The sequence below is a fragment of the Halobacteriovorax sp. genome (genome assembly GCF_048381875.1).
GTDB classification, from domain to species: Bacteria; Bdellovibrionota; Bacteriovoracia; order Bacteriovoracales; family Bacteriovoracaceae; genus Halobacteriovorax_A; species Halobacteriovorax_A vibrionivorans.
The window spans coordinates 50,874-77,482 of record NZ_JBLXBP010000006.1 but is presented as its reverse complement, the minus strand read 5'-3'; the positions used below and the strand labels follow the sequence as shown (position 1 = coordinate 77,482).

Here is a 26,609-nt window from a genome sequence, read left to right as displayed (position 1 = left end):
CAAGTCCAGTGAGGAAACTCAGGTTAAGCGCCTGTTTTTATAGAAAATAATGGCAATGAAGAGGATGAATAGTGCTGGGACCGTAAAAGTTGCTAAAAATGGGTTAATTTTTAGGTTTCGTCCTAGTTCTAAAAAGTAAGTTTGTACTAACCAGTAGAGTATTGTGAAGACAAAAATAAATGCAGCACTGCGACCAAATGAACTATTTCTTCTATTTGGATTAAAGATACTAGTGGCCGCAATAAGAGCAAAGATAATACAAATAAGCCCTTCTGAAATATGCATGTAGAACATTACGAGATATTCATTAACATTGATACCATTGCTATTTAGTTGTGAGATATATTCATAAAGTCGCAAAAAGGTTAGTGTCGAGATATCTGCTTCAATCTTATTGAATTCCTCTAGGCTCTCGTCAAGATTGATGGGTAATTCATGGGCATCAATTTTAGGAAATGAAGGAGTTTCAAGATCATCGTAGCTCATCCCTTCATTTGGCCACCAACGCTGTGTTGTTGAGTCATAACTTAACATCTTAAATGTATCGATCTTTGTAAGCTGTTTATTATCATTGTAATGATAAATAGTTACATCATTAAGTGTATTGGTCTTACGATCGAAATTTGCAAATGAGAAAAAATACTTTGGTGATTTATACCAAATCTTTCCTGATTTAATTGTGGAAGATGAAAGGCCCTTCTTTTGAAAAACTCTAAACTTCTCATCAGGATTTTCAAGTATATTTGCTCTTCTCGAATTTATATAAGGGCTTATATATCCACTTAAGATAAATTGAAATAATGCAACATAGATAGAGGTTGTAAGTATATCTTTAAGATAATTTTGACGAGAGTATCCTCCCGCAAAAATGGCCACAAGCTCGTTTCTACTTTTTAACTTATTAATAGAAAAAAGACTCGCAATCAAACAAGATATTGGAATTACTTTAATTAAGAAGCTTGGTAGTTGAATTATATATCCAAGTAGTACCTCTTGAGCTGTTACTGTTTCACGTAAAAAGCCTGTAATAAGGTTTCCAAGTGAAATTAACAGCAGCAGTGATAGTGCTGAAGAGGCAAAGAATTTTAGCCACTCTCTTGTGATTAAGGTTCTAACTACATTCATTTTACTACTTTATAGATTAAATAAATTATTGGCCTTAAAAATAACTTATTAAATACAAAATCTAAAGACCTATTACGTTCAAAAGAATTCACGATATATGGTGAGTAATCGTAATAACGATTAATAAAAATAATACCCGCACTATACTTTGCTAGCTTAACTTTAAAGGCCCTTAGTGTGTTTAATAAGTCTTCATTTTCTGGATAAGCATGTGTTGCTAAGTAACAATTCTTTGATCTAACATTGATTTTTTCATAAGCCTGTTGAAAGGCTTTTTTATTATGTGCCTGTCCAGACCTTAAAAATTTTTTTATTAACTGTGCATTAGCATGTTGATATTTATACCCAATAGAAAACTGAATAAATTGTTGTAAGCATCTAACTGATTCTTGTCTTAATCGAGGACTTTTATCATATGATTTTGCAAGGTTCCAGTAAGCCTGGCTTACAAGTAGCAATTCTGCAACATCTCTTTCTGGATCAAACATCTTTGGTGTTAGATGCTTTTCGTCTGTTCTATTGTATGCGGCCAATATACCCAGGTAGTGTTTAAACTTTTCAACACTTTTTGGGAGGTCATTTTTAGCAACAAAATCGAGTGCTTGTTTAAGAGTTTTTAATCTTTCGGCATATGCATTCTTGACGCCTTCATTTAACTCTTCAACTTCACCGTCATCTTTCTTTTTATTGCTCATGATTAATACCGATTGTTAGAAGCGATATGAAAGAGAAAAAGAAGTTTCTTGGATCTCTTCAGCTATTTGTTTTAATAAAGCATCTTCATCAACAGAGATATTAGACATGGCAAAGTTTAAAGTTAACTTAGGTTGAATCCAGCTTATTCCAAATCCAGAACCTGATTGCATATCAATCTTATCGTCAAACATACCTGCTCTTATATAAAAGTCAGAAAGAACATTGAATTGGATAGCACCTCTTACAAGAGAGCGCTCAGAGAGCTCTGTTGTGTAATCAGCACCGGCATCTAGCATTAGGGAAATGAATTTTCCATATTGGTACTGCATTCCAAGAATTGCTTTCGTTCCATTTTCAGAACTTTTAAATGGATCCATTGCAACCATACCTAGTGATAGGCTTGATGTGACTGCATGAAAAACACCAATATTAACTTGTGAGTATTCATTCTTTTCTACATTTCCTAGATAGTTATCAACTCTTTTTATATCTTGATATGTAAAACCAAGAGACGACTTAGGGCCAACCGTTGAAGCAAATGAAGTAGACAGTTGTTTGTAATTTTCGTCACCCTTCTTAGTCTTAACGTATGAAAGAGATCCTTTTAGAGCCTTTGAACTATCAGAGGCAATTACCGCTAAATTTGAGGAGCCTTTTAAATTATTTTCTTCAAGATCTTTGTTGTCTGTAGAAGATTTCTCAACATAAACTGAAGACATATTAAAAAATGCAATAGGGGCCGGGTTTAAGACAGTTGCTTCATCCATTAGAAGTGAGGCAACACCAGCTCCACCTGTCGACTTTAAACGCGTCGTTTTGTAGTCTAATATTTTTGCATTTGCACTTAATTGAATGATTAATAATAGTGATATAAATTTTACTAATTTGCTCATGTAATACCCTTGTTAACTTAGAAATATTATAAAGGTAATTTTAAAATTCGTCACATCTATATGCCTGATTGATATTGTCGGTCTTTTGTTCTTATTTGAAATTCAACTTACATGACTCATATTTTTTGGTATTATTATCAGTATTAATTAGGAGATTTATGAAAGTTTTAATTTTTTCGCTTTTACTATTTAGTACACATATTTATGCCTCAATTCCTTCATTAGAAGGTCTTATGAGAAATCCTTCAAATCGTGAACTAGATAAGGAACTTGTTGTTGCACATATAATCGTAAAGCGAACGGCCGCTGATTCAGACTTTAATGATGATACGGCACAAGTTAATACAAACTTCTTTAAATATTTATTAGTTTCATCAGAAAATGAAGATGACTTTAAAAAGATGATTGCTGTTGAATATGAGAATGGAAGTTATGATGTTGGAGCTGTAAGTGACATTAAGAAGGCAACAAGGATAGAGGGTTTATTAACTAATGATAATACTAAGAATATTCTTCAGAGTTTGATTTTAAGTTACACGTTTAATAGTTCTTATGGTTTTAATAAAATCTTTAAATCAATAGAGGAGAATTATAAATCTAACTCAGAACTAATTAATAAAGATAAAGCATCCCTTATTGAAGAGTATAAGAAGTTTCTTGTTAAGAAGAAAGAGTACGAAGAGAAAGTTAAGGAGTATGAAGATGTTAATACCGCCGCTCCGGTTTCCCCGCTTGATGCTGATGGCGAGCAAAAACAGGCAGAAATTAAGAATATAATGAATTCGTCATTATATCGTGGAACAAATAATCTTAAGTTGATAAAGCGAAATCGTGAATTTGTCTGGTCAATAAACTTAGACAATATTAAGGGTGAATTTAAAAATGATACTCATCAATTAGTCTTCTTGGAACTACATATGAGTGATGATGTTTATACGATTGTTCCTAGAAGTTATGTTACTTATAATGGTCGTTATACACTTCCAAAATATATAGAAGTAAAGAATTCAACATATAAATACCTTATAGAAATACCAACATACTATCTACTAAACTCAGCGAATAAGTCCATTGCCGAGAGAAGACAAGAGTATATCAAATTTAAAGAGCGAAATGATCAACGTGAAAGCGCTCAAGTTTCTATTGAAGGGGAAGAAATTCAAGAAAAAGTAAATCTATTGTTTTAGTAAGTGATTGATTTTACGACTTGAATTAATTTGTCTTTAAAGTAATTCCTATATTATCCGATATGTCTTAAGCGATGAATTAAGTAGGATAATTTATGAAAAAAGCAATTCAGTTAAAGTTATTAGTTTGTTCACTTTTAATGGTACCGGGCAGTGCAAAAGTTGTTTTCACTGGAACGAGCTCGATTGGTAGTGGAAGCAGTAATACTTCTACCACTGGTAGCGTTGATGTTGGGCCATCTAGCCGATCGACAACAGTTGAATGTCGAAGAGATAATGCTGTATCTTACGGATTTATGAAAACTCTTCTTTTGGGGAATACTCCAAAATTTACTGTTGCAAATGGTAAAGTGATCATTGATATGCCAACACGAGTATCAGCATGTATTTCAGATATTAGTGCAGAGGCAATCACCAATCCTGTCGATAATAATATTTACTTGAAATTTGACGTTCAAGTTGATTCAAGTGCATATCCTGCTGGAAGTGACTCAATTGAAAAAGAATATGAAAAGTGTATGAATCACTTGGCCGGTGGCGATCCGAATTTCTTTAAGGTTCAAAATCTTATCGATAAAGGACACCTTGCATCTCCATCACGTATTACAATTGATCACCCAAGTATTGATCAATCAAGAAATTCAGAACTTGTTATTGCTTCAACAAATAAAGATTTAGATTATCGTGATGATATGCCATTTGGTTTAGCATCTGTTGCACAACATACATCTTTTTCTAAGCCGAGTTTTAACTGTATGGACTTTGCAAAGCCAGCAGAAAGAAAAATTATGGCAAATACGACACCAGAATACGACCTACGTGAGGAAGCAATTGCTGCGTGTAACGGAAAGAATTTAACGGATATTGCAGATAGCTTAAAGAAATTAAGAAGTTCATCTGGTGGTAACTATGATGATCTAACAAGACTTCTTTCAGGAATTCAGCATTCTTTAATTGAAAATGAAGTTGAAGAAATGGTTACAAGAATGGAGGAAATCGAAAGAGATATTGCCCCTTCTGCTGAAGATATTGAAAACGGTGATGAATATGGTGTTAGCCGAGATAAGCGTAAAGAACTTTTACGCGAGTATGCAAATCATATGAATAAGTTTTCAAAAGAATTAATCCCAGCTCTTAAAAGTGAATTAGAGCATCTAATGACTGAATATGATGAGCTTGGTGAAAGTACTGAAGATGAAAGACGTAAGGATCAAATTACGGATAAAATTCAAGAGATAAATGATCTTATTGCAAAGTTTAATCGTCAAAATGAAAATGGAGCGGAATATAAGCGTGTTATCGCGGCCCTACGTGAAGAAAATATGCAAACTTCAGGTCGTAAAGTTTTAACCGGAATTATTCATGCTCAAGAGTTTTCTAATGTAAAACTTGAGGGTGCAAATAAGAGAACTGTTGATAAGGCAGAGACAAATAGTGATAAAGCAATTAGTCGACTTGAAAGAGGGACACTTGCTGACTGGGGTGATGAGGCTTTACTAAGAGCTGGAGATAAATCGCCACTTGCTAGACGTCGAAAGATCATTCAAGGTCTACAAGAAAGAGCAGCGAAGGATCGTCAGCAACAACAAGCTAAGTTAAGCGCTTATGATGATTATATTCAATCATATGCTAAAGATTTAGTAAGTAGTTACTGTACTTCTGGTGGGAATTATCAAGATTGTATGACGGTTCAAAGTACTTATGTACCATATATTTATAATCAATATATGGGGTGGAAACAAAATAGTATGAGCGATTATAATTCATATTTTAACAATAGATATGGAAGTGCGATCTCTGAACAGAGAAGTACTCTTGGTCGCTTTAATAATATTTACCGTACAACTCAGCTTAATAATCTTCAATCACAATTAGCATCTGCTTCTTCTGGAAGCCCTTTTGATCTTTGGACTGGAGATACTTCAAGTTACTCTAATGGTATACCAGGGTTTAATTTAGACTTAGGTGGACTTGGACAAACAAACTTTCAAACATCTAATGGTTGGAATGGTCAGGGGAACTTTAATCTGATGGGTAATCAAACAAGGTCGCCAAGTTCTGGTAATTGGTCAAATCCTTGGCAATAATTAAAACACAAATTAAGAAATAAAAAAGGCTCCTTAAAGGAGCCTTTTGTTTTTTAGAATTTTATATCTGCACCGATGTAAATTAAGTAAGTGTCATTTGTTTCATTTGGTGTTGCCGTGTTTGAGAAGGCGTAATAGTCACCAACAAAGAAGTAACCGATATTAGTATTAATCGATACTGAGGTATTCCACTTGTAAGAAAAGTTTGAATCAATTTCAAAACCTAGATCATCCGCTTGATTTGCAGCGGCAGTAAATCTTTTATTCTTTTCGTGGTTAATAGCATCTGATCCGGCCGTTGCAGTTTGATCAGCTTTTGCCCAAATAACTGAATTTGTCCAAGACCATGTCCCTGAGTCATAGCGATGGGCAAACTTAGCATAAGTTGCATTTGTTATTGATGAGTTAAAAACGTTTTGAGTTGTATCTCCAATTGCACCTAAGTTGTAGCGAAACATGATATTCGCAACTTGGAAGTTTGGATTAAGGTACATGGCCCCGTAAGTTTGATTGTCAGCTTCTGAACCACTAACCATACCAACATCTAAATGTAGGGAATGGTTTGTATTTAACTTATAAGTATTATTTAAAAGAAATGCCTGAGCATCAATTTCTGTATCAGTTACACCTGGATAAATTTCACCCATATCCCCAGACATTAATGGTACTTCAGCTTCTACTGTATATTTACCAAAAGTCTTTTTGAAGTAAAGGTCAATCATCGTTACACTAGATGAACCAAGTTCTGTTGCAGTTCCGTCACCGTCAACATCAGCAAATACTGATGTTGAACCACCTGATGTGTTCTTGTTGTATAAAGCACCAAACGTGAATTCACGGTCTAGATTTTCATATAGTAATGAAATACCCATCTCTCTGATTCGACCTGTTTTAGTTAGATTGTTTGCTTTGATTTTTGAGTAGTATGGAGAGAATTTAAAATTACCGATTTTAAAATCAATAGTTATACCATCTCTCATTGATGCAAAACGAGAACCAGCGGCACTTCCATCATTATATACAGCACCTAGACCCCAGTTAAATTTCTGACGGCCAACAGTGTAAGTTGCTGTGTCTGAAAAGAATACTGCATTTGCTTGAGTCAGGTTGATTTCATTACTTGTTACTGTATTGAAAGAATAACGAGCATTAGCAAATGAACCAGTTGTTGTTGCATCTGTTGTTCCAGTTTTTGTTCGGCCATCATTTGATGAGTCACCAAAGTTTCCACCGTAACCATAACCAGAAGTTAATTCTGCATTGATCGTCGTCGAATCATTTACAATGATCGTTGGTTGTAACTTGAAAATATATGTTTGAAAATTAGCTGAATCTGGATCGGCATCTCCAATATCAAAAGCTTGGTCACCGTTAGTAACTGCACCAGGAGTTTGAGTAACAGAGCGATTGTAATCTCCAAGTGAGTGCATATCTGTTTGAAGTTCACCATGCCAATCAATTGGTAGTGCGAAAGAAGTTGACGCTAAAGTGGCAAGAATTGCGGCCTTATTTAAATTCTTTAACATAAGTTGTTATTCCTTTTATAATTGGATTAAATTGTAATGAAATAATATAAGATGACTTGATGTAACGTCAAAAAAATAGGTGTTTTCTTAAATGCTTTTAAAACGATTAAAGATATTATTGCTATTATCAGTGCCGTTTGTTGCATTGTGTGTCATTTTTGTCGTTAAAACAATAAATGACGCAGACTTAAGTCAGGTCATTAGTGGCAAGCTAAGTGAGCATGAGCAAAAATCTGTTATTTTTGAAGAAGGCAGCTTTATTGTTAAAGATGAATTCTTGTTTTTTAAAGCAAATTCAAATGACGAAAGGTTCACATCAGTTTTTAAAAATAAATTTGAAAACTTCAATGAAAGAATTTTAAGTATTAATGAAACATTTGAATTAAAAGCTCTAAAAAATAATAATTGCCACTATAATCGTTGCCTACAGTATAAAATTCCATTTTATAATATTCCAATTATTCTATCTAAAGGTCTTATTGGAATTGAGGATTTTAGATTTCTCGATCATATTGGGATTGATTATATTTCAATCCTGCGTGCAATCGTTGCTGATATTAAAGCAGGTGCCCTTGTCCAGGGAGGATCAACTCTAACACAACAATTAGTTAAGAATATATATTTCACTAATGAAAAGTCTTTCAGTCGAAAAATTAAAGAAGCAATTCTTGCTGTATATATCGATTTTAAATTTGAGAAGTCAGATATATTAGAAGCATATTTCAATGAGGTTTTTTGGGGAAGCCTAGGTGGAGTAAGGGTAAAAGGCGTTCATACTGCAGCTGTACTGTATTTTAATAAGCCTATTTCAGAGCTTGATCCATATGAATCTGCCATTCTTGTTTCGATGTTAAAGGGACCTGGATATTACCATCCTATATACCGAACAGAGAGATTAAAGGGACGAGCTAATTTCATTTTCAATAAACTACAGGATTTAAATCTCTTTGATTCAAATGAGTCTTATCAATGGAGTGATGAAAAGTGGGATCGCTGGAGGCAGGGACTAAAAGACTTTCAAGAGAAAGGTTTTTATGAAGCAATCTATCTTACAACGACACGTAAAAATAAAGATAAGGACTTGAATGAGTACCGTTTCTTTAAAACTGTCGTAGCATCCAAGGGTCTTTTAGAAGACCTTAAAAAAGTAGAAGAGAATTTAGCAGTTAAAATATCATTTGGGCCAAAAGATAAAGAAACATTCTATTATTCAAAGTTTGAGAGAAATGTAGAAAAGGCCCTTTTAGAAGAAAGGCATGGTGTTGGTTCAACCTTAAAGCCTGTCTTGTATCAAATTTATTTACAGCATGGTTATAAAATCGATGATCTCGTTTCAACTGAGCCTGTTACTTTAGACCTTATTAGTGGTGTATGGACACCATCTGAGTCGCATACTCCACATGCTAGTGAATATCCTATTTCTCAGGCTTTACAAGAGTCTCTTAATAATCCCATTGTCAGGCTGGCAAGGGATATTGGTTTTGAAAAAGTTGAAGAGGATCTTAAGTCGCGCATTGCAGATATAAAGACTCCGCTGTCGGAATATCCAGCTCAATTACTTGGAGCTGTTGAGTTATCTGTACATGAGTTGCACCAAGTTTATCGCGACTTTTTAGAAAAAGAATGTGAACAAGGCTCTCAAGTATATGAAGCTTTGGCTGATCCTAGAAAAACGACTATCAGACGCATGGTAAAACCAGCCCTTAGAGATCAGCATTTCTTTGGTAAAACAGGTACATCTAATAATGGTTTTGATAATCTCTTTGTGGGATACGATGGTCATGATCTTTTCACCATTTGGGTTGGATATGAGGGAAGTCGTGCCAATAAAAAAGGTTTGAGATTATACGGGAGTACGACCGCGTTCAGATTGTATCAGGAAATTATCCTATATTCTGGCCAGCGCATTGCATCTTTAGCCTGTGAATAATTGCCGATTTTTAAAAATATCTTGTCAAAAAAAAGATATTAGCTTATATATTACATACATATCGACATTGTTGGGGTATCGACAAGTGGCTAAGTCAGCAGATTTTGATTCTGCCATTCGAAGGTTCGAGTCCTTCTACCCCAACCATTTTTCTCACGGATCAGAGAAAGGGAAGAGATCATGAAACGGATCGTTCTTGTATCAGGCACGTCAAATCCAAAACTTTCATCCGATATTTCAAAAATCTTAGATGTACCCCTTGTTGATCCTCAAGTAACAAAATTTGCAAATGGTGAAACTTTCTGTGAAATCGAACAAAATGTTCGTGGAGCTGATGTTTTCATTATTCAATCAACTTGTGCGCCAGTAAATGACAACCTGATGGAATTATTGATTATGATTGATGCACTTAAGCGTGCTTCAGCAGCTTCTATTACCGCCGTAATTCCTCACTATGGTTACTGTCGCCAAGACCGTAAGGTCTCACCAAGAACGCCAATTTCAGCAAAATTGGTCAGTGATTTAATCACTGTAGCAGGTGCCTCACGTGTTATCACAATGGATCTTCACTCAGGCCAGGTTCAAGGTTTCTTTAATATTCCTTTTGATAATATTTACGCCTCACCAGTTCTCGTTGGTCATATAAAGCGAGAGTTAGTTGGTGATAATACAATCTTTGTTTCACCTGATGCTGGTGGAGTTGAACGTGCTCGTCACTATGCTAAAAAGTGTAAGTGTGACATTGCGATGATTGATAAGCGCCGTACAGGAAAGAATGTGGCCAAGGCCATGAATATAGTTGGTGATGTTAAAGGAAAAGACTGTATTATTCTCGATGATATGATTGATACTGCTGGTACTCTGATTGAGGCGTGTAATGCATTAAAGGAAAATGGTGCAAAGAGTGTCGTTGCTTGTGCGACACACCCTGTTTTCTCTGGTCCTGCAATTGAGAGAATTACAAAATCTGATGCCTTATCAAAGGTGTTGGTCACAAATACAATTCCATTGAGCAAGGCGGCCATTGATAGTGGTAAGATAATTTCAGTGTCAGTAGCTGAAATATTGGCCAAATCGATACATCGAACGTTTAATAACGACTCTGTTAGTTCATTATTTTTATAAAACGGGTTAATTATGAATTATTTAATTGTGGGGCTTGGTAATCCAGGTTCTGAATATAAAGGTACCAGACATAATATTGGCTGGGATATTATGAATTTTATCAAGCCTGTTAAGGACTTGAATTTTAAAGAGAAGTTTAAAGGCATTTGGTCATCATTTGAAACAGATGAAGACAAATTCTATGTACTGATGCCACAGACATATATGAATTTAAGTGGTGAAAGTGTGATTCCTTTCGCTAATTATTTTAAGGTTGAAGCAGAAAATATCTTAGTTATTCACGATGAATTAGATTTACCATGGGGAACGATCGCATTTAAAGACGGTGGCGGCCTAGCTGGACATAATGGACTTAAGTCCATTGCAGGACAATTAGGTCATAATAATTTTAAACGTTTACGAATGGGAATTGGTCGTCCAACTCATGGAGATGTTTCTAGTTGGGTTTTGGGCCGTTATCACGGCGCTGAAGCTGACTTTATTGACGATTATTTAGAAAAAGCTTCAAAAGCTGTTGAATGTTATGTAAAAAATGGTTTCAAAACAGCGATACAGCGTTATAAGAAGAAAAAGTTATTAGATTTAGGAGATAAGTAATGGCCCTTAATTGCGGGATTGTAGGACTTCCAAATGTCGGTAAATCGACTATTTTTCAAGCATTAACTTCAGCTCCAGCTGAAGCTGCTAACTTTCCATTTTGTACGATTGAGCCAAATATCGGAATTGTAAATGTTGGTGACCAACGTTTATCTAAGATTGCTGAAATTATCGGTCCACAAAAAGTTATTCCAACAATAGTTGAATTTGTTGATATTGCAGGTCTTGTAAAAGGAGCTTCTAAAGGTGAAGGTCTTGGAAATCAATTCCTTGGAAATATTCGTCAGGTAAATGCAATTGTTCACGTTGTTCGTTGTTTCGACGATCCAAACGTTGTTCATGTTCACGGTGAAGTTAATCCAGTTGATGATATTGAAACAATCAATATGGAACTTGCACTTGCTGATCTTGAAGTCGTTCAAAGAAAGCAGGCAAATCTTCCAAAACTTATGAAGAATCAAAATAAAGAGATTTCTTCAAAAGCTAAAATGCTGGTACCTGTACTTGAGAAATTAGTTGCTCATTTAGAGCAAGGATTCGCAGCTCGTATTCTTGAATTAGATAAGGATGACTTAGAGTTGATCCGTGATCTTAACTTAATCACTTTAAAGCCAACTTTATACCTTTGTAATGTTGATGAAGACAGTGTTGGTGAAGATAATGAATATGTTAAGGCCGTTAAAGACTTCGCTGAGAAAGAAGGCTCACGTGCAATTAAAATTTGTGGAAAGCTTGAGTCAGAAATCTCAGCTCTAGATAGTGAAGAAGATAAAGATGACTTTATGGAAGCTGCTGGTATTGAAGTTTCTGGTTTAGAAACTCTTACTCATGAAGCATATAATATGCTTGGTCTACGTACATACTTTACTGCTGGTGTAAAAGAAGTTCGAGCATGGACTTTTAAAAATGGTGCAAAAGCTCCTGAGGCTGCAGGTGTAATCCATACTGATTTTGAAAGAGGTTTTATTAAGGCAGAGATCTATCACTATGATGATCTTATCTCTAATGGATCAGAAGCCAAGGTTAAAGAAGCTGGAAAGCTTCGCATGGAAGGTAAGGAATATGTTGTCAAAGATGGCGATATTATTCACTTCAGATTCAATGTCTAGCTTGTTATAAAATATATCGAAATGAAAAAGGGCCTCTTATGTAGGCCCTTTTTTTATAGTTCAACTTGAGATGAAATTTTTCGTTTTGCTTCTTTAGGTCGATTGGTATTAAAGGTCGACGCGATACTCTCTTCAAGAATATATTTATCTTTCATTAAATTATAAAAGAAATAATTTCTATAAATGAGTTTTACATAAAGTCTTGTTTCTTTATATGGAATTTGTTCAATTTGAAAAATTGGATCATCTAAATCCATTAGTTCTTTTGACCAGCGTTTTACTTTGGTTGGACCCGCATTGTATGAAGATAATGCATAGATAATATTTCCATCAAACTTATTTAAAAGACCTTTGAAGTAGCGAACACCAGCATCAATATTCTTATGTGGCTTGAATAGCTCTTCTTGTTTTCTAAATGTTGTCATCTGTCTTGCTGTTGCAGGCATCAGTTGCATCAAGCCAAGTGCACCTACGGCAGATTTAGCTTCAGGATTAAATGCACTTTCTTGTCTAATAATTGAAAGTACTAATAGTGGATCAATATCAGTATTCACATCTTTTATCTTATCGAGGTGTAGCACCGGAAATAGTGTTGTGATATCTATTTTAGAAGGCCTAATTAAGTTTAAATCAATAGTTCGAGAAACCAGTTTAAAACTTGATAAGAAGTCCTTCTTATTTTTAAAGTAATGAAGAAAATAATTAAAGATTGCAACTCTTTGATCTTCAGTAGTCAACGTATCAATTTTAGCTTGATTAGCGATGTCTTTCTTAGGGTCAAGCCTAATGAATTCATAAATGAGCTTATCAACTTTACCGTAGTACTTTAGCTCATTCCAAATTCGTGATTCTTTAATATTGCGTTGTCTTAGTTCGGTAAAGTCACTTAGAGTAAGCTCTGGTAGCTTAATAGTGTTCTTATGAAAGTAGAGTGATTTAACATATTTCTTATCAAACTCTGGTAGATATTCTTGAGCAACAATTGAATAGAAGCTCAATGGATTACCTTTAATCATTAACTTGAAAAGATGTTTAGAAAGTGATTCGTTTCCATCTTTCATGTAACTATATGCAATCCAAAACTTTGTTTTAGTATACAGGTTTGAGAATTCATCAATTAGATTATAATTTTGGACAGTAACAATACTCTCTTTATAATTTTCTTGTTTGATCGAATTCCAAAGTAGAAGAAATAAGGATTCATTCTTTGTTTCACTGTCGTAACTTATTTCATATGAGCGTGCAAAAAAACGATTTGCATTCTTTATGTCACCATTATTTAGTAGAAGTTTACCAATATAGCGTACTCGCTTCCAAGCTGACTTCTTATAAATATATTCATTATTGCTTTCTTCAAATCTTAAAAACTTTTCTAAGTCTGTTTGAATATTTTTATTATTTTTCACAACTCTTTTAAGCTTATTGTATTGTTTGATAAACTCATTAGTAATAGTGAGCTTATTCTTTTTGATACGATGAAGATTACTTTGGAAAAGGTATGTGATGTCCTTATCAAAATCGATATGTGAATAAAGATTAGAGTCAATCTTTAAGCCTTCGATTAGAGTAGTCTCAATGAGTTGCTTTTTTATATACTTATAAACTTTTGAGTTCTTATCAATATTGTTTAACTTATGAGTAAAAAGAGAGTTTCTTGTGGTAGCTAAATACTTAATTGCCTTATTAAAGTTACTCTCATCTTTAACGATTTGTGGATAGAATTTATCATCAATAAGATAATTAACAGTGTGGTAGCAGTAGTCTCTGATGTTGCTAACAAATTGATCCTCTACTCTGTTGATGCCTTTACTTTTAATATTACACTTGAAGTATTTATTCTTTCTGAGGTCTTCTTTTAGGTTAGATAGAAAATCGAGATGGCCAACATATGATTTAAAGATCCCACCAGTCTTGATTGCTTTCTTTGCATTATTAATTGAATAATTAGAAAGTTTCTTTCTTCTTAAATTGCGCTCAATTTGTGCAATATGACGAGCCGCTTTGATCTCACGATCTTTTGTTGACTGCTTTGCTTGAGCTGTTGTGAAGTAACTCATACTTACAACGATTAAAAATGTAGATAATCTCTTACCCGATAAATTCATTAAAACGACCTTCCATATCTTTGAGTTTGGTCACTACTTCATTAAGGATAACTTTCTTATCCTCTGGAACAACTTGTTGTAAGTTCTTTAAGTAGTTACAAATCTCATCAATGTAGACGGTGTCTTCTTTAAATCTTGTTTGGAAATACTCGACTGTCAGATTTACTTCATCTGCTACATCAGTAAAGTAGTCACCGTCTCTAAATGTTAAACTTCTTTCGAAGCCAGTATGTCTTAAGCCTGCAAGGTATTTTTTAAGTTTGTATAAAGGGCCAGCTACCTTGTGCGTGAAAAATAGAGTCACGATAAAGACAAGGATTCCAAAAAACGCCTGGCAAAGTATTAGGAAATTCAATAAATCGCTTTTCATAGTATTTATATGTTCAGCGGATTGTGGGAATTTCTCTGAAATATTAGAAAGTACTTGATAAATAACTAAGGGATAAAATGCACTTAGAACTAAAATGACAATGCATATCAAGATACTAAATTTCAATTGAAATTTAGAGTCTACAATGATGATTGATCTCTTATATGGTTTAGACACAAATTCTCCAAATCTAAAATTAGTTTCTATTGTAATTATAACATCTTATAGATTTTGTTGTAGGGCAAAAATTTGCTTTACTGATTGAATAAGTCCTCAATATTTAATAGAATCCACAATGAAAATAGAAAGAAACCGAGCGAGTTACTATGATAAATATTGAAGCAATTAAAACGAAATTAATTGAGGTTAAAAACCCTAATACACAGAAGTCTCTACTGGATGAAAATCGATTCAAAGATATTCATGTAGATGGAAATAAAGTGACTCTTGTCTATAATCGAGATGAGATTACTGCACCTCAAAAACGTGATATTGAAGATGCAATTGTTAATAGCCTTGCTGATCTAGTAAATGAAGATGACCTTTTCATTAAAACTGTATCAACTCAAGAAGCACCTAAATCACAGGCTGAGAAAAAACCACAGCAGCAAAACGCACAACTGCAAGTTGGTCACGGTAAAGCTGCTCCTCAAAAAAGAGACATTCCAGGTGTTAATAGAATAATCGCAGTATCATCTGGTAAGGGTGGTGTTGGTAAATCTACAGTATCGGTAAACTTGGCCCTCGCACTTAAGAATGCAGGAAAAAAAGTAGGCTTACTTGATGCTGATATCTATGGACCTTCTGTTCCAATGCTACTTGGTGAAAGAAATGCAAAACCATTAGCTACTGATGATAAGAAAATTGCCCCTATCGAGGCACACGGTTTAAAGTTTATTAGCTTCGGTTTATTTATTGAAGAAAAGGATGCTGTTATTTGGCGTGGTCCAATGCTTGGTGGAGTTCTAAATCAATTTCTCTTTGATGTTGATTGGGGCGAGCTAGATTATCTAGTTCTAGACTTACCTCCAGGAACTGGAGATGTTCAATTATCGATAGCTCAAACACTTAAGCTTGATGGAATCGTAGGTGTTTCAACACCTCAGGATGTCGCTCTATTAGATTCTCGTAAAGGTTTTAACATGTTTGAACAAGTTAATGTTCCTGTTTTAGGACTTGTTGAGAATATGAGTTACTTTGCTCCTGATGATATGCCAGAGAAAAAGTATTATATTTTTGGCGAAAAAGGTGGAGAAGCTATCGCAAAAGAGCTTGGTTATCCATTCTTAGGTGAGGTTCCAATAGAGATCGCTCTTAGAGAATCATGTGATAGTGGAAATCCTTATATGGCCAATAATTCATACGAAAATAGGCCGGTATGGAATGCTTATTCCGGTATTGCAAAAAAGATCATTGAGTTAGAAAATGGTGGTGACGAGGAAAAAGGTTTTTTCTCTAAAATTTTCAAAAGGTAATGAATGTCCATCATACAGAAAATAGAAGAGCAGTGCTCTTTTAATTTTACTGGTCGAATCAATATTTTAAAACAAGCTGATCGCCAGTTTCTCGGTGTTGTATATATCAATGAAGGTGAAATTGTCGCAGCTCAGTTTTCTCAGAAAACAGGGATAAAAGCTCTATATTCTCTTGTTATCTTCGATATGGATGGAATTGAAAATTTCACCTTAGTCGCTGAACCAGAAGTGGTCTCTGATAGTGACTTTGAATTCAAACTAAAATTTAGTGAGTTTAAAAGAAATGCTGAAAAAGCATATCAAGAACATCGTCAGTCCTTATCTTTAAGGCCACCAGCAGATATTCACATTTTAATCAATCCTGCGTTCATAAAAGTTGGAAAAAAGACTGGTGCAAACGAATTTTTACTATTAAAAACTATAGCTGAATACAGCAAAGTTAACGATATTTATACAAATTGCGAATTATTTGACTTTGAAGTAACTCAGGCCCTGGTAAGTTTAAGAAGACTAGGTGCGCTCAAAGTCGTTAAATAGGAGTATTTATGAAGGATCAAGTTCATAATCAAGGTGAGTTAAAAGAATTAAAAGTTAATATCGAGGCCGATGTTGTGGAATCTTTCCAGCATATGGCCGAAAACACAGGAATTGCTCTTGATGAGTTGATTGTTGTTGCACTTAAGAGGTTTAGAGCCTCTCATAGTGACTATGAAAAGAAAGTTTTTCAAGTCGACTAAATAGTTTTCATATATAAAGTAAACACACGAACGTGTGTTTACTTTTTCTACAGTGTTAAAAATTTAACAGTCTAATCTTTAATCAGACCCCCATTCTTAGTTTATAGTACAAGTAATTACAGTCACTTATGGTCTTAGTGTATTTGTTCACTTTGGCACGTTAGTTGCTTCTATATACACATAAGGTATTAGGAGCATTGTATGAAAGCATCAGCTATTTACAAAAAATTTATCATCACATCAGTACTATCAGGATCATTTCTTGTATTTGGTGGAATCTACCAAGGAATGTCAGTGACTAGTAATTCTTTTATGGAAAAGAAGGAAATTTCTTTTGAAAAGAGAGTTGATGAAAATTCTGATCGTATCGTTGCTTCTTCTGATCGTGATTCTGTAGCTGTTCAATACCTTCCAGTTGCTGAGTACTCACAAGTTATCAATGGAAAGTGGGAAGTCGTTAGAATAGAAGATCACGAAGGATTAGAAATTTATAATGAAGTTAAAAGCAATAATAAAAGAATTGTTGATATGGAGTTAATCGGAACAGGTCTTGTAAGATTAAATGAAAACGATGACTACACTTTTGACGTTTCTTTTCTTCATGAAAATAAAAAGAATATTTCTATCTTTAGAGCATTTGAAGATGGATTTGAATTAATTGAAGCAAGAAAGATTGTAGAAAAAGTTGTTGTTGAGCAAACATCACAAGAAATTGTTGATGAAGCACTTGTTGAAGAAGAAGTTGTTGCAACAACACAAGATAGAAGAGAATTCGTTATTGAAAGAGCGATCTTACCAAGTATGAATAATAAAATGTTTCGTGGACATGATATTGATGGAAGCGTAACAGTTGGACCAAATGGAGTAGAGGGACTTTTCTTTACTGTATATGCGAACGGACAAGAGATTAATGAAGTTGTAGGTGACTTAAAACTAAAGGATGGAAATTCTTTTGAAGTTGAACTACAAGGTCAAAAATCAAGTGGTATCTTTTCTAAAAATGGTGAAAATGGTTACCGTTTAAGATTTGCAACAGGTCCATATCAAGGAGCACTTATTAATTATGTAACTTATGATGAGTTAGAAAAAATTAATATTGAGTTCGAAAAAATGGAAAGAGCTAAAGAAGAGTCTAGATTTCAAAAGGAACTAACTCAAGAAGGTAATGTAGAACAAGACATTAATATTATTCAACAAAACATTGTATCAGCTGCTTATCAAGCCCCAAAAGCTGAAGAAATCGAAGAAGAAAGATACGAAGAAGAGTATCAAGATGAAAGATATGACGAAGAAGAATACTATGAAGGTGAAGATAACCAAGAATTTGAAAGACAAGGATACGGATTTTAATCCAATATAACTAGAGAGAAGAAAAACAAAGGCCCTCAAAATTGAGGGCCTTTTTTATTTAGCTATAGTACTTTTTTTAATTCTTCTTTTAGAAGAGGTACGATGTCGAATAGATCTCCAACAATACCGTAGTCAGCTTTAGTAAAGATTGGTGCATCTGGATCAGTGTTGATCGCAACAATAACCTTAGATGTTCTCATCCCTGCTAAGTGCTGAATAGCTCCTGAGATACCACAAGCAATATATAGTGATGGAGCAACAGTCTTACCTGTTTGTCCAACCTGCATTGCGTGAGGTGCGTATCCTGAGTCAACAGCAGCACGTGAAGCACCAACAGTTGCACCAAGAACTTCAGCAAGCTCTTCTAGTATCTTAAAGTTTTCAGCAGACTTCATTGCACGTCCACCAGAAACGATAATATTTGCTTCTGTAAGGTCAAGCTTCTCTGAAGCTCCTTTAACGATCTCTTTAATAACAGCTTTGATGTCACCAGCGTTTGCTGCAACTTCATTTGCTGTACCTGCACCAGCAGTTGGTGCATCTGGCATACCAAGTGCGTTAGGTCTTACTGTTACGAAGCCTGGCTTTGGTCCATCAAGTTCAACTTTAGCTAGAACCTTACCTGCAAATAGTGGTCTTGTTCCTGCGAAGTTATCACCTTCCATTACAAAGTTTGTAACTTCAGATGCCATACCTGCATCAAACATTCCCGCTAGTCTTGGCATAAGGTCTTTTGCAAGTGAAGTTGCACCTGCAAATACGTAATCGTAATTTGAACCAATAAATTCTTTAAGTGCGTTTGCATAACCTTCAGGAGAATACTTATCTAAGTTGTCACCTTTTAGGTTGTGTACATTAGCAGCACCATACTTTGCTAGGTCAGCTGTAGCGTTTGGACCCATTTCGCCAACGATTGCTACGTCAACTTCGTGTCCTGTAAGTTTACCTAGAATTTCAAATGTAACAGATTTAACTGATTCACCACTTGTTTCAGAAAATACTAATATCTTTGCCATTTCAATAATCTCCTTAGATAACTTTCGCTTCTTCTCTTAAAAGCTTAACAACTTCAGCAACAACAGATGCTTGTTGACCTTCGTCCATCGCATCAAATTTCTTACCAGCTGGCTTCTCTGGTGGAAGTTGGAATCCTGAGTACTTAACACGACGATCATCAGCAGATACACCTACATCTGATAGTGAGTGTTGAGCAAGAGGCTTTCTCTTTGCTTTCATAATACCTGGAAGAGATGCGTAACGAGGACTGTTTAGACCTTTGTTAGCAGCGATAACAGCAGGTGAGTTTACTTCGTAAACTTCAAGTGCTCCACCTTCTACTTCTCTTTTAAGAGTGAATTTACCACCTTCTTCTTCGCAACCATCAACAACAGTTACTGAAGGTAGGCCTAGCATTTGCGCTAGTAGTTGAGGAACTTGTAGACAGTCATCATCAATAGCTTGTTTTCCTGTGAAGATTACATCTGGAGTCTTTCCTGACTTTTCAATCGCACCCTTAAGTGCTTTTGCAGTCATATAAGAATCTAGATTGTCATCGGCTTCAACAAGAATTGCATCATCTGCACCCATTGCTAGGGCAGTTCTTAATGCTTCTGTATCTTTAACACCACCAACTCTTACAACAGTTACAGTCGAGCCACTGTTTGCTGCTTTTGTTAGAAGTGCTTGCTCAACAGCAAACTCATCGTATGGGTTCATGATCCACTTAATCGAATTAGTTTCGATATAAGATCCGTCTCCGTTTGGAGTAACTTTAGTTTCCGTGTCTGGAACTTGTTTAATACATACAAAAATGTTCAATTTTAGCTCCTTGTAAAAATTTCCTTAGCAATTACTAATCTTTGTATTTGTGAAGTGCCTTCATATATTTGAATGAGCTTGGCATCTCTCATCAACTTTTCTACTGGGTATTCTTTACTGTAACCATATCCACCATATACTTGGACAGCGTCAGTTGCAACTTTCATGAACATATCAGCTGCTTTGGCTTTTGAATATGATGAAAGTTCTGGATTAGGTGTTCCGTTATCAATATGCCACGCGGCTTTCTGAACGAGTAGTCGCGCTGCTTCGATTTCGATTCCCATATCGGCAATTATCATCTGTATAGCTTGGTGCCTCGATAGGGGCACTCCAAATTGATTTCTTTCACTTGCATATTTTACGGCATGATCCATTGCGCACTGAGCACCACCTACTGCGGAGCTTGCTACCATTGGACGTGAATGATTTAGTGTGGCCATGGCAATTTTCCAACCTTCACCAACACCACCTAAAATATTTTCTTTTGGAACTTTTACATTTGAAAATGTAACGGCTCTAGTGTCTGAGCAACGATGCCCCATTTTATTTTCTTTTTCACCTAGCTCGATACCTTCTGCTTTGGCATCGATAACAAGGGCCGTAATTCCCTTGTGTTTTTTTGCAGGATCAATCGTGGCATAAACAACGAAGAGGTCTGCATAACCTGCGTTTGTTATCCACATCTTGTTACCGTTTAATAGGTAGTGATCACCATCTTCTTTTATTGTTGTCTTTATACCAGCCGCATCAGAACCATAACCAGGTTCTGTTAAGCAAAAAGCTGCAATTTTATAATCTTCTGTAAACGGAGTTAAAAACTTTTTCTTTTGCTCATCACTTCCACCAATAACAATAGGAAGAAGTGCTAAGTCATTGGCCATAATCGAAGTATTCATTCCGAGACAACCGTAAGCTAGGGCCTCTGTGATAATCATTGAATCAATTGTCGTAAATCCGGCACCACCATATTCTGCAGGTATGCAAGTATTAACGAGACCAAGCTCCCATGCCTGTTTTAAGATATCCATTGGCATTTGGGCCTTCTCATCAAATTCGCCAGCTTTTGGCATCATTTCATTCCTTGCAAATTTCATTGCAAGTTCACGAATTTCTTTCTGCTCGGAAGTTAATTCAAAGTTGATCATATTGGAACCAATTGTTCAAAGTTTTAAGTACCTTATTATAGATACCTTTTCAGTATTTAGTAAATAGGTAATAAGGACTTGGCACCAAGTGTCGCAACGAGAAAAGTTTATAGGATCAATTTTGTATTCTTGTTCTTCAATGTTTTAATTTTGTAATGCTCTTTATACTCAGAAAATGAAGGTAAGTCTTTTAATGGTTCTAGAACAAAACTTCGGTTTCGAAAGTCTTTGTGCGGTATGGTGAGCCTTTCTTCTTTTACTTCTAAGAAGTCGATAAAAATTATGTCAATATCAATTTCACGAGGACCCCAGTGATAGCGGTGTTTTCGACCTAACTTCTCTTCGATCTCCTTACATATTTTCAAGATTGAAGTTGGGGAAAGATTTAAACAAGTGTTTATTTCTAGGGCAATATTAAGAAAGGAAGGTTGATCCTGTGGCCCATAGGGAGGTGACTCATAAAAGTGACTCATTTTGGCTTCACAGTTAAATGCGTCTTCTAATAACTTAGATGCGCTTTTGATTGATTCGATTCGGTCACCAAGATTAGTCCCAAGGCTAAGAATGATTCTCATTAATTATTATCTTCTTTCTTTTTAGTTTCTTGTTTTGTGGTTTTTGATGGCCTAAGAACTTTTTTATTCTCTTCAATAAATGAAGGGAAGTTTTGGTTCTTTGGTTTAGGTGGAGCTTTTACTCCACATGAACTAAGTAAAATTAATATTAAAAAAAGTTTAGAATTCAAGAGCAAGACTGACTCCCATGAGATCGGTACCAATATCAGCTCTAAAGAACCAACCAGGGACTAATCTTTTTAATGCCGTAATTCCAAAAACTGGCTCACTTTTTTCAACACTTGCAACAAGATCTTTTTCTCGTGCGGCTGCATCAGCTCCAACCGCCGATACATCACCTGCACCAGGACTATCTGCAGTTGCAAACTTATATCCTGCATATGGCATAAATACTGTATAAAGTGGTCCTTCAAATGAATATTTTGCACGGAATATATATTGGTTTACAGCAGTGTCGATCTCTTCATTTGGAAAACCTCTGATTAAGTGACGCCCAACACTTCCTTCTAGCCAGATATTCTTATCTAATTGAAACGCCCAAGATGCATTATACTGAGTATTTGTATCTTCTTTACCAGCGGTATTAAAGCCATCTACTAGCCCAATACCAACAGAGACAAGATTATCATTTTTAATTATTCCGCCTTCTTGTGCTTCTTCACTATAAATGTCCTCATCTAATAAAGTCGTATCGTCATATAGTGATTCGCTATCAGTAATTCTAAATTCACTTTCTTCTGCTGTATCTGCTTTACCATATGCAGAATCATCACCTCGAAGTACTTCTACATCTTGGTTCACGAAAATATTTGAATAAATCTCTTCATTATAAATCTTAGTGATTTTAATTGCTGCTACATTATTCTTTTGTTTTGGAACAATACCTCGTACTACAGGTTCTTTGTTGACTAAAATAGTAATGTAATCACCTTTGGCAAAACTATCTTGACCATTACTAATGAGAAGAATTCGTTTTGTTCCAGATATACTTATAATCTTTTCTTTGGCCAAATCGTAATTGGAACTATTTGAGAAATCACTGATAGGTGATTGCGCAAATGAAAAGATTGAGAAGAATACTATAGTAAATAGTTTAAAAACATTCATACGGAAAAATTGTACATTGCATGAAGAAATTAGTCTAGGCGGTTAATATTTAATTATAATTAAAAAGGAACCGATGGGTAACTATATAGATTGTTACTAAAAAAGGGGTTTTAGACCATGAAAAAAATATTTTTACTATTCCTAGTTTCAACATTAACTTTCACATCTTGTTCTAACAACGAGAAGAAAGGTGAAGAAGTAGCAGAAACTCAAGCTGCTGAAGAAATTTCAATTGATGATTCAGACTTTGTCGTTGATGCAAATGAAGAATTTGCTGATCTAGAAGAAGTCGCTGATCCAACTGCAGAGCCTACAATGGAAGCAGTTGCAACAAATGAAGAACCAGTTGATGAAGTATTGCTTCAGGAAAACGTTCAACTCGAAAAAGAAGTTGTTGTTTCTAAAACTGATACATATGAAGTACAAAAAGGTGAAACACTTATGTGGATTGCTTTTAAATTATATGGAGACTATAGCAAGTGGCGTGATGTTCAAGCAATGAATCAAGAAGCACTTGCTGATGGACTTCAACCAGGTGACATCATTAAGTATGAAAGTGGTCAATTCAACTGGAATCCAGTGGGTCTTCCTCACCTTATTCGTAAGGGTGAGACTCTAGGTGTAATTTCAAAAGACAAGTACGGTACACCAGCAAAGTGGAGATCAATTTGGGATAACAACAGAGAAATGATTAAAGATCCAAACTTAATTTTTGCTGGATTTACTTTATATTACATCCCTGAAGAAAGAGATGTTGCTTCCAGCCCAATGTAAATCGTGTATAATAAATCAAATGATATAAGAGCTCTCATAATGAGAGCTCTTTTTATTTGAGAACAAATGAAACTTTATATTTTTATATCAATATTATTTTTAACTTCTTGTACCTACTTATATAAGGACGATAAGGGATATCCATATAATTACGAAGTTGATTTTACTTCTAAGGATTACCTTGTTCATCTCGAAGGTGTAGCTGAATTGTTTATCAAAAACAACAAAGTTAAGAGGCCCTCAAGAAGATCAAATAGATACCTACAAAAGATAGCTCGTGAGCTATATTTAAATAATCAAAGTCTCTTTGTGAAAGATGATTTTGGAATTAATTTTTATATTGTTGAAGATAATAGAAATTTTTACTTCTCACTTCCTAGAAATAACGTCTTTATGTCTCGCGGAGTTCTGCGTCGATTTATGAATTCCGAAAGTATTTTTGTTTCAGTATTAATCGGTGAATTATTAAGAAGTAAAATTGGTATATATGAAAAGAATAAAATCATACCGCTTAATTCATATACGGTAAAAGATATGATTAGACTTAATCGTCTAGACTTAAATGCAAAACGAGACTTAAATAATCTTGTTTATGATGTTCTAAAAAAATCTGGTTATGACCCAGAAGCAAGATTATTATGGCTACAAACACTGAATAGGCAATCGCTTAGTTTCTCAACTCAAGAGGTTTATTCTCGAGACTTATCAAAAGAAGAATTCCTGCTTAAAAATTATATGGTTCAAAGCACAAAAGATGAGAATCTTATTTTTGAAAAGAATTCATCAAAACAATTTTATAAGTTCAAAGAAAGTATATGATATGGAAATAAATGAAGTTAAATCTATTTTAGACCAGCAGGGATATTCTCAAGAGAGTTGGAACCTTATAAAACTTTCTGGCGATGCTTCAAGTAGAGAGTATTACCGATTAAAAAACGAGAGCGAAAGTTTAATTGTCTGTACAGAAGAGCCAAATGGACAGCAGAGTCGTGATTTTAATTTGATCACGACACTCATTGAAAAAGATATTAACACTCCAAAAATCTATCTTTATTTACCAGAGATCTCTCTTCTTATTCTTGAGGATGTTGGTGATATTTCTTTGAAAGATTATTATCTTAAAAATGGACTTACGAAACATATACAAGCAGTAAATGATATCAAATCTTACCAAAGACTCCCTTTAGAAACTTGTCAAAGTCGATATTTCGATAGAGAGAAAATTGGGTTTGAATTCGATTTGGCCCTTCAATTCTTTTTAGAAAAACATTTGAAACTAAACCTAAATGAAGACGAAAAAATTGTCGTTGCAAGTGTTAGAGAGTTATTGATTAATTACTATGAAGAAAATAAAAAAGTAGTATGTCATCGTGATTATCATTCTAACAATCTATATGTGAAAGCTGATGAGCTCTATCATATCGATTATCAAGATATGCGAGTGGGGCCAGCTATGTATGATTTAGTTTCACTGGTAGATGACTGCTATATACAATTTTCAAAAGAAGAAAGGTCAATTTTATTAAATTCTTTTGATAGTGAATTTAATTCAAAATATTTAAAAGATTATCAGATAGTTCAGATACAGCGTACTTTTAAAGCACTGGGTAGCTTTGCTTATCTTAGTATTGATAAGAATAAAAATGGATATCTTCCATTTATCAAACCTAATCTAAAGAAGTTAATCGATGTTTTAAAGTTAAGAGATGAAGACTCTTTCTTGCGTTTTGCAACGATTCTTGAAAGAGGTAAAGATGATTAAGACATGTTTTATCGCAAGTGCAGGTTTTGGTACGCGAATGGGAGAGCTTGGAAAGGTTATACCAAAACCCTTGTGGCCATTTCTAAATTTGAAGATGCTTGATTTACAAGTTGCCTATGCAAGAAATTTAGGCTGCGAGAATATTTATATAAATTCTCATCATTGCCATGAAGAAATGCTTGATTGGGCAAAGGACAAAAATGTAACTCTGTTGTATGAGCCTGAAATTCTAGGTAGTGGTGGGTGTATACATAATTTGAAAAAAGTTGTTGATAACGAAATTATATTAATTATTAACTCTGATCAGTTTTACTTCTTTGATTTTGAAAATATAAAATCGGATTATGACAATTTAGAACGTAGTGATGCTGTTGCACATTTGTATGCTATAAATGTGGATGGTAATTCTAGCTATAATGAAACTGTTTTAAAAGATGGGCACTTAACTGATATTATTCCACATGAAGGAAGTGGTGATTATTTCACTTATTCTGGTGTCGGACTAATCAATCTTGGAAAGATTAATTATACACCTGGTGCTTCTGGATTTTTTAAAACAGTTTGTGATTATAAGTCGTCAAATGTATTGATGAGCTTACCAGATAATCCTGTCTTTTTAGATCTTGGAACTTTAGATAAATACTTAAGCGTCATTAGTAAGCTTGATGAAATACCTGATGTGATAGTTAATTTTTTAAAAGGTATTCCTGAGTTAGATACTTCAGATTTTAAATCACAAAAAAAGATGACTTGGTGTGGGGTTACTTTTGATTTCGAGAATAAGTTAATTAAATATAATGGAGCTTCTTACTCCTTTTGAGACACTTCTTTAATACAATCGACAGGGCAAACAAGCGTGCATGCATTACATAAAGTACATGCCCATGGTTCTATCGTATATTTGCCTTTGTCCATAAAAATAGCCTTTTCTGGACAAATCAGCCTGCAGTTATCACACTCTATACAACGTGAAGAAATTTCGAGATAATAATCCATATATTGATTATATCAAAAAATTAAAATTGAAGGGGAAAAGTGCACAATACTGACACATTAATATTTAAATTGCTTAATATTTTATTTGTGATATTTTCGCTGTTTTTTCTGCATACA

27 protein-coding genes and 1 tRNA gene are annotated in these 26,609 nt (G+C 34.6%); 15 read left to right on the top strand and 13 right to left on the bottom strand.

Annotated elements, in window-relative coordinates:
• Positions 1–18 precede the first annotated feature (18 nt).
• From ACN5L8_RS14540 to ACN5L8_RS14530, 3 genes are read right to left on the bottom strand one after another with little or no spacing between them, the layout of a single operon-like run.
• A complete protein-coding gene (locus ACN5L8_RS14540) occupies positions 19–1,125 on the bottom strand; it encodes an LptF/LptG family permease (protein WP_114705966.1) in 1,107 nt (368 codons plus the stop codon).
• Entirely contained in the window at positions 1,122–1,820 is a 699-nt protein-coding gene (locus ACN5L8_RS14535; protein ID WP_419169019.1) for a hypothetical protein, read from the bottom strand. The genes ACN5L8_RS14540 and ACN5L8_RS14535 overlap by 4 nt, the downstream gene beginning before the upstream one ends.
• Positions 1,821–1,835: 15 nt before the next feature.
• Entirely contained in the window at positions 1,836–2,714 is an 879-nt protein-coding gene (locus tag ACN5L8_RS14530; protein ID WP_412473923.1) for a hypothetical protein, read from the bottom strand.
• 158 nt (positions 2,715–2,872) lie between these two features.
• Here ACN5L8_RS14530 and ACN5L8_RS14525 point away from each other — a divergent pair, with 158 nt between their 5' ends.
• Together ACN5L8_RS14525 and ACN5L8_RS14520 are read left to right on the top strand one after the other, a co-directional pair.
• Positions 2,873–3,901, top strand: a complete 1,029-nt coding sequence (locus ACN5L8_RS14525) for a hypothetical protein (RefSeq protein ID WP_114705963.1) — start codon at positions 2,873–2,875, stop codon at positions 3,899–3,901.
• A 95-nt stretch (positions 3,902–3,996) separates the two neighbouring features.
• Positions 3,997–5,988 (top strand): hypothetical protein, encoded by a 1,992-nt coding sequence (locus ACN5L8_RS14520; protein ID WP_419173363.1) that lies wholly within the window; start codon positions 3,997–3,999, stop codon positions 5,986–5,988.
• A gap of 53 nt (positions 5,989–6,041) precedes the next feature.
• Here the strand turns inward: ACN5L8_RS14520 and ACN5L8_RS14515 are convergent, their stop codons facing one another.
• Positions 6,042–7,514, bottom strand: a complete 1,473-nt coding sequence (locus ACN5L8_RS14515; protein ID WP_419173362.1) for a hypothetical protein — start codon at positions 7,512–7,514, stop codon at positions 6,042–6,044.
• A gap of 91 nt (positions 7,515–7,605) precedes the next feature.
• Here ACN5L8_RS14515 and ACN5L8_RS14510 point away from each other — a divergent pair, with 91 nt between their 5' ends.
• From ACN5L8_RS14510 to ychF, 5 genes are all read left to right on the top strand, one after another.
• On the top strand, positions 7,606–9,444 hold the full coding sequence (locus ACN5L8_RS14510) for a transglycosylase domain-containing protein (protein ID WP_419169021.1): 1,839 nt from the start codon (positions 7,606–7,608) through the stop codon (positions 9,442–9,444).
• 71 nt (positions 9,445–9,515) lie between these two features.
• Positions 9,516–9,591, top strand: a tRNA-Gln gene (locus tag ACN5L8_RS14505).
• 30 nt (positions 9,592–9,621) lie between these two features.
• Positions 9,622–10,569: a ribose-phosphate diphosphokinase gene (locus ACN5L8_RS14500; RefSeq protein WP_162929729.1), complete on the top strand. Its 948-nt coding sequence runs from the start codon at positions 9,622–9,624 to the stop codon at positions 10,567–10,569.
• A 12-nt stretch (positions 10,570–10,581) separates the two neighbouring features.
• Positions 10,582–11,166, top strand: a complete 585-nt coding sequence (gene pth / locus ACN5L8_RS14495; protein WP_114705958.1) for an aminoacyl-tRNA hydrolase — start codon at positions 10,582–10,584, stop codon at positions 11,164–11,166.
• Entirely contained in the window at positions 11,166–12,275 is a 1,110-nt protein-coding gene (gene ychF, locus ACN5L8_RS14490; protein WP_419173361.1) for a redox-regulated ATPase YchF, read from the top strand. The genes pth and ychF overlap by 1 nt, the downstream gene beginning before the upstream one ends.
• 53 nt (positions 12,276–12,328) lie before the next feature.
• Here the strand turns inward: ychF and ACN5L8_RS14485 are convergent, their stop codons facing one another.
• Together ACN5L8_RS14485 and ACN5L8_RS14480 are read right to left on the bottom strand one after the other, a co-directional pair.
• Positions 12,329–14,380, bottom strand: a complete 2,052-nt coding sequence (locus ACN5L8_RS14485) for a lytic transglycosylase domain-containing protein (protein ID WP_419173360.1) — start codon at positions 14,378–14,380, stop codon at positions 12,329–12,331.
• The gene (locus ACN5L8_RS14480; RefSeq protein WP_334677848.1) at positions 14,364–14,750 is read right to left on the bottom strand and encodes a hypothetical protein; all 387 of its coding nucleotides are present in this window, start codon (positions 14,748–14,750) and stop codon (positions 14,364–14,366) included. Before ACN5L8_RS14480 ends, ACN5L8_RS14485 begins: the two co-directional genes overlap by 17 nt.
• 326 nt (positions 14,751–15,076) lie before the next feature.
• Here ACN5L8_RS14480 and ACN5L8_RS14475 point away from each other — a divergent pair, with 326 nt between their 5' ends.
• The 4 genes from ACN5L8_RS14475 to ACN5L8_RS14460 all read left to right on the top strand — a co-directional run bounded on the left by ACN5L8_RS14475 (position 15,077) and on the right by ACN5L8_RS14460 (position 18,312).
• Entirely contained in the window at positions 15,077–16,225 is a 1,149-nt protein-coding gene (locus ACN5L8_RS14475) for an Mrp/NBP35 family ATP-binding protein (protein ID WP_114705954.1), read from the top strand.
• A 3-nt stretch (positions 16,226–16,228) separates the two neighbouring features.
• Positions 16,229–16,762: a hypothetical protein gene (locus ACN5L8_RS14470; protein ID WP_334677850.1), complete on the top strand. Its 534-nt coding sequence runs from the start codon at positions 16,229–16,231 to the stop codon at positions 16,760–16,762.
• 8 nt (positions 16,763–16,770) lie between these two features.
• Positions 16,771–16,962, top strand: a complete 192-nt coding sequence (locus ACN5L8_RS14465) for a hypothetical protein (RefSeq protein ID WP_114705952.1) — start codon at positions 16,771–16,773, stop codon at positions 16,960–16,962.
• Positions 16,963–17,163: 201 nt separating this feature from the next.
• Positions 17,164–18,312 (top strand): hypothetical protein, encoded by a 1,149-nt coding sequence (locus ACN5L8_RS14460; protein WP_419173359.1) that lies wholly within the window; start codon positions 17,164–17,166, stop codon positions 18,310–18,312.
• Between the two features lie 62 nt (positions 18,313–18,374).
• Here ACN5L8_RS14460 and ACN5L8_RS14455 read toward each other — a convergent pair whose 3' ends face one another.
• The 6 genes from ACN5L8_RS14455 to ACN5L8_RS14430 form a co-directional block, all read right to left on the bottom strand.
• Positions 18,375–19,328, bottom strand: a complete 954-nt coding sequence (locus tag ACN5L8_RS14455) for an electron transfer flavoprotein subunit alpha/FixB family protein (RefSeq protein WP_114705950.1) — start codon at positions 19,326–19,328, stop codon at positions 18,375–18,377.
• Positions 19,329–19,341: 13 nt separating this feature from the next.
• Positions 19,342–20,130 carry an electron transfer flavoprotein subunit beta/FixA family protein gene (locus tag ACN5L8_RS14450; protein WP_114705949.1) on the bottom strand — a complete coding sequence of 263 codons (789 nt, stop codon included), beginning with the start codon at positions 20,128–20,130 and terminating at the stop codon, positions 19,342–19,344.
• 2 nt (positions 20,131–20,132) lie between these two features.
• Positions 20,133–21,275 carry an acyl-CoA dehydrogenase family protein gene (locus ACN5L8_RS14445; protein WP_412474021.1) on the bottom strand — a complete coding sequence of 381 codons (1,143 nt, stop codon included), beginning with the start codon at positions 21,273–21,275 and terminating at the stop codon, positions 20,133–20,135.
• Between the two features lie 110 nt (positions 21,276–21,385).
• Complete coding sequence (folK, locus tag ACN5L8_RS14440; RefSeq protein WP_419173358.1) at positions 21,386–21,853, bottom strand: 2-amino-4-hydroxy-6-hydroxymethyldihydropteridine diphosphokinase; 468 nt, start codon at positions 21,851–21,853, stop codon at positions 21,386–21,388.
• Positions 21,853–22,023, bottom strand: a complete 171-nt coding sequence (locus tag ACN5L8_RS14435; RefSeq protein WP_334677855.1) for a hypothetical protein — start codon at positions 22,021–22,023, stop codon at positions 21,853–21,855. Before ACN5L8_RS14435 ends, folK begins: the two co-directional genes overlap by 1 nt.
• Positions 22,013–22,960 carry a hypothetical protein gene (locus tag ACN5L8_RS14430; protein WP_419173357.1) on the bottom strand — a complete coding sequence of 316 codons (948 nt, stop codon included), beginning with the start codon at positions 22,958–22,960 and terminating at the stop codon, positions 22,013–22,015. Before ACN5L8_RS14430 ends, ACN5L8_RS14435 begins: the two co-directional genes overlap by 11 nt.
• 117 nt (positions 22,961–23,077) lie before the next feature.
• On the opposite strand from ACN5L8_RS14430, the gene ACN5L8_RS14425 reads away from it, so the two are divergent.
• The 4 genes from ACN5L8_RS14425 to ACN5L8_RS14410 all read left to right on the top strand — a co-directional run bounded on the left by ACN5L8_RS14425 (position 23,078) and on the right by ACN5L8_RS14410 (position 26,316).
• Entirely contained in the window at positions 23,078–23,734 is a 657-nt protein-coding gene (locus ACN5L8_RS14425) for a LysM peptidoglycan-binding domain-containing protein (RefSeq protein ID WP_114705946.1), read from the top strand.
• A 66-nt stretch (positions 23,735–23,800) separates the two neighbouring features.
• Positions 23,801–24,553 (top strand): hypothetical protein, encoded by a 753-nt coding sequence (locus ACN5L8_RS14420; RefSeq protein WP_120405607.1) that lies wholly within the window; start codon positions 23,801–23,803, stop codon positions 24,551–24,553.
• Position 24,554: 1 nt separating this feature from the next.
• A complete protein-coding gene (locus ACN5L8_RS14415) occupies positions 24,555–25,496 on the top strand; it encodes a phosphotransferase (protein ID WP_419173356.1) in 942 nt (313 codons plus the stop codon).
• Positions 25,489–26,316 (top strand): nucleotidyltransferase family protein, encoded by an 828-nt coding sequence (locus ACN5L8_RS14410; RefSeq protein ID WP_419173355.1) that lies wholly within the window; start codon positions 25,489–25,491, stop codon positions 26,314–26,316. Before ACN5L8_RS14415 ends, ACN5L8_RS14410 begins: the two co-directional genes overlap by 8 nt.
• Here the strand turns inward: ACN5L8_RS14410 and ACN5L8_RS14405 are convergent.
• Entirely contained in the window at positions 26,304–26,492 is a 189-nt protein-coding gene (locus ACN5L8_RS14405; RefSeq protein WP_114705942.1) for a 4Fe-4S dicluster-binding protein, read from the bottom strand. The genes ACN5L8_RS14410 and ACN5L8_RS14405 overlap by 13 nt on opposite strands.
• Positions 26,493–26,609: the final 117 nt, after the last annotated feature.

Excerpts from the sequence above, each read along its gene's own strand:
- ACN5L8_RS14540 (WP_114705966.1), bottom strand. The coding sequence starts at position 1,125 with ATGAATGTAGTTAGAACCTTAATCACAAGAGAGTGGCTAAAATTCTTT.
- ACN5L8_RS14535 (WP_419169019.1), bottom strand. The coding sequence starts at position 1,820 with ATGAGCAATAAAAAGAAAGATGACGGTGAAGTTGAAGAGTTAAATGAA.
- ACN5L8_RS14530 (WP_412473923.1), bottom strand. The coding sequence starts at position 2,714 with ATGAGCAAATTAGTAAAATTTATATCACTATTATTAATCATTCAATTA.
- ACN5L8_RS14525 (WP_114705963.1), top strand. The coding sequence starts at position 2,873 with ATGAAAGTTTTAATTTTTTCGCTTTTACTATTTAGTACACATATTTAT.
- ACN5L8_RS14520 (WP_419173363.1), top strand. The coding sequence starts at position 3,997 with ATGAAAAAAGCAATTCAGTTAAAGTTATTAGTTTGTTCACTTTTAATG.
- ACN5L8_RS14515 (WP_419173362.1), bottom strand. The coding sequence starts at position 7,514 with ATGTTAAAGAATTTAAATAAGGCCGCAATTCTTGCCACTTTAGCGTCA.
- ACN5L8_RS14510 (WP_419169021.1), top strand. The coding sequence starts at position 7,606 with ATGCTTTTAAAACGATTAAAGATATTATTGCTATTATCAGTGCCGTTT.
- pth (WP_114705958.1), top strand. The coding sequence starts at position 10,582 with ATGAATTATTTAATTGTGGGGCTTGGTAATCCAGGTTCTGAATATAAA.
- ychF (WP_419173361.1), top strand. The coding sequence starts at position 11,166 with ATGGCCCTTAATTGCGGGATTGTAGGACTTCCAAATGTCGGTAAATCG.
- ACN5L8_RS14485 (WP_419173360.1), bottom strand. The coding sequence starts at position 14,380 with ATGAATTTATCGGGTAAGAGATTATCTACATTTTTAATCGTTGTAAGT.
- ACN5L8_RS14480 (WP_334677848.1), bottom strand. The coding sequence starts at position 14,750 with ATGAAAAGCGATTTATTGAATTTCCTAATACTTTGCCAGGCGTTTTTT.
- ACN5L8_RS14475 (WP_114705954.1), top strand. The coding sequence starts at position 15,077 with ATGATAAATATTGAAGCAATTAAAACGAAATTAATTGAGGTTAAAAAC.
- ACN5L8_RS14470 (WP_334677850.1), top strand. The coding sequence starts at position 16,229 with ATGTCCATCATACAGAAAATAGAAGAGCAGTGCTCTTTTAATTTTACT.
- ACN5L8_RS14465 (WP_114705952.1), top strand. The coding sequence starts at position 16,771 with ATGAAGGATCAAGTTCATAATCAAGGTGAGTTAAAAGAATTAAAAGTT.
- ACN5L8_RS14460 (WP_419173359.1), top strand. The coding sequence starts at position 17,164 with ATGAAAGCATCAGCTATTTACAAAAAATTTATCATCACATCAGTACTA.
- ACN5L8_RS14455 (WP_114705950.1), bottom strand. The coding sequence starts at position 19,328 with ATGGCAAAGATATTAGTATTTTCTGAAACAAGTGGTGAATCAGTTAAA.
- folK (WP_419173358.1), bottom strand. The coding sequence starts at position 21,853 with ATGAGAATCATTCTTAGCCTTGGGACTAATCTTGGTGACCGAATCGAA.
- ACN5L8_RS14430 (WP_419173357.1), bottom strand. The coding sequence starts at position 22,960 with ATGAATGTTTTTAAACTATTTACTATAGTATTCTTCTCAATCTTTTCA.
- ACN5L8_RS14425 (WP_114705946.1), top strand. The coding sequence starts at position 23,078 with ATGAAAAAAATATTTTTACTATTCCTAGTTTCAACATTAACTTTCACA.
- ACN5L8_RS14420 (WP_120405607.1), top strand. The coding sequence starts at position 23,801 with ATGAAACTTTATATTTTTATATCAATATTATTTTTAACTTCTTGTACC.
- ACN5L8_RS14415 (WP_419173356.1), top strand. The coding sequence starts at position 24,555 with ATGGAAATAAATGAAGTTAAATCTATTTTAGACCAGCAGGGATATTCT.
- ACN5L8_RS14410 (WP_419173355.1), top strand. The coding sequence starts at position 25,489 with ATGATTAAGACATGTTTTATCGCAAGTGCAGGTTTTGGTACGCGAATG.
- ACN5L8_RS14405 (WP_114705942.1), bottom strand. The coding sequence starts at position 26,492 with ATGGATTATTATCTCGAAATTTCTTCACGTTGTATAGAGTGTGATAAC.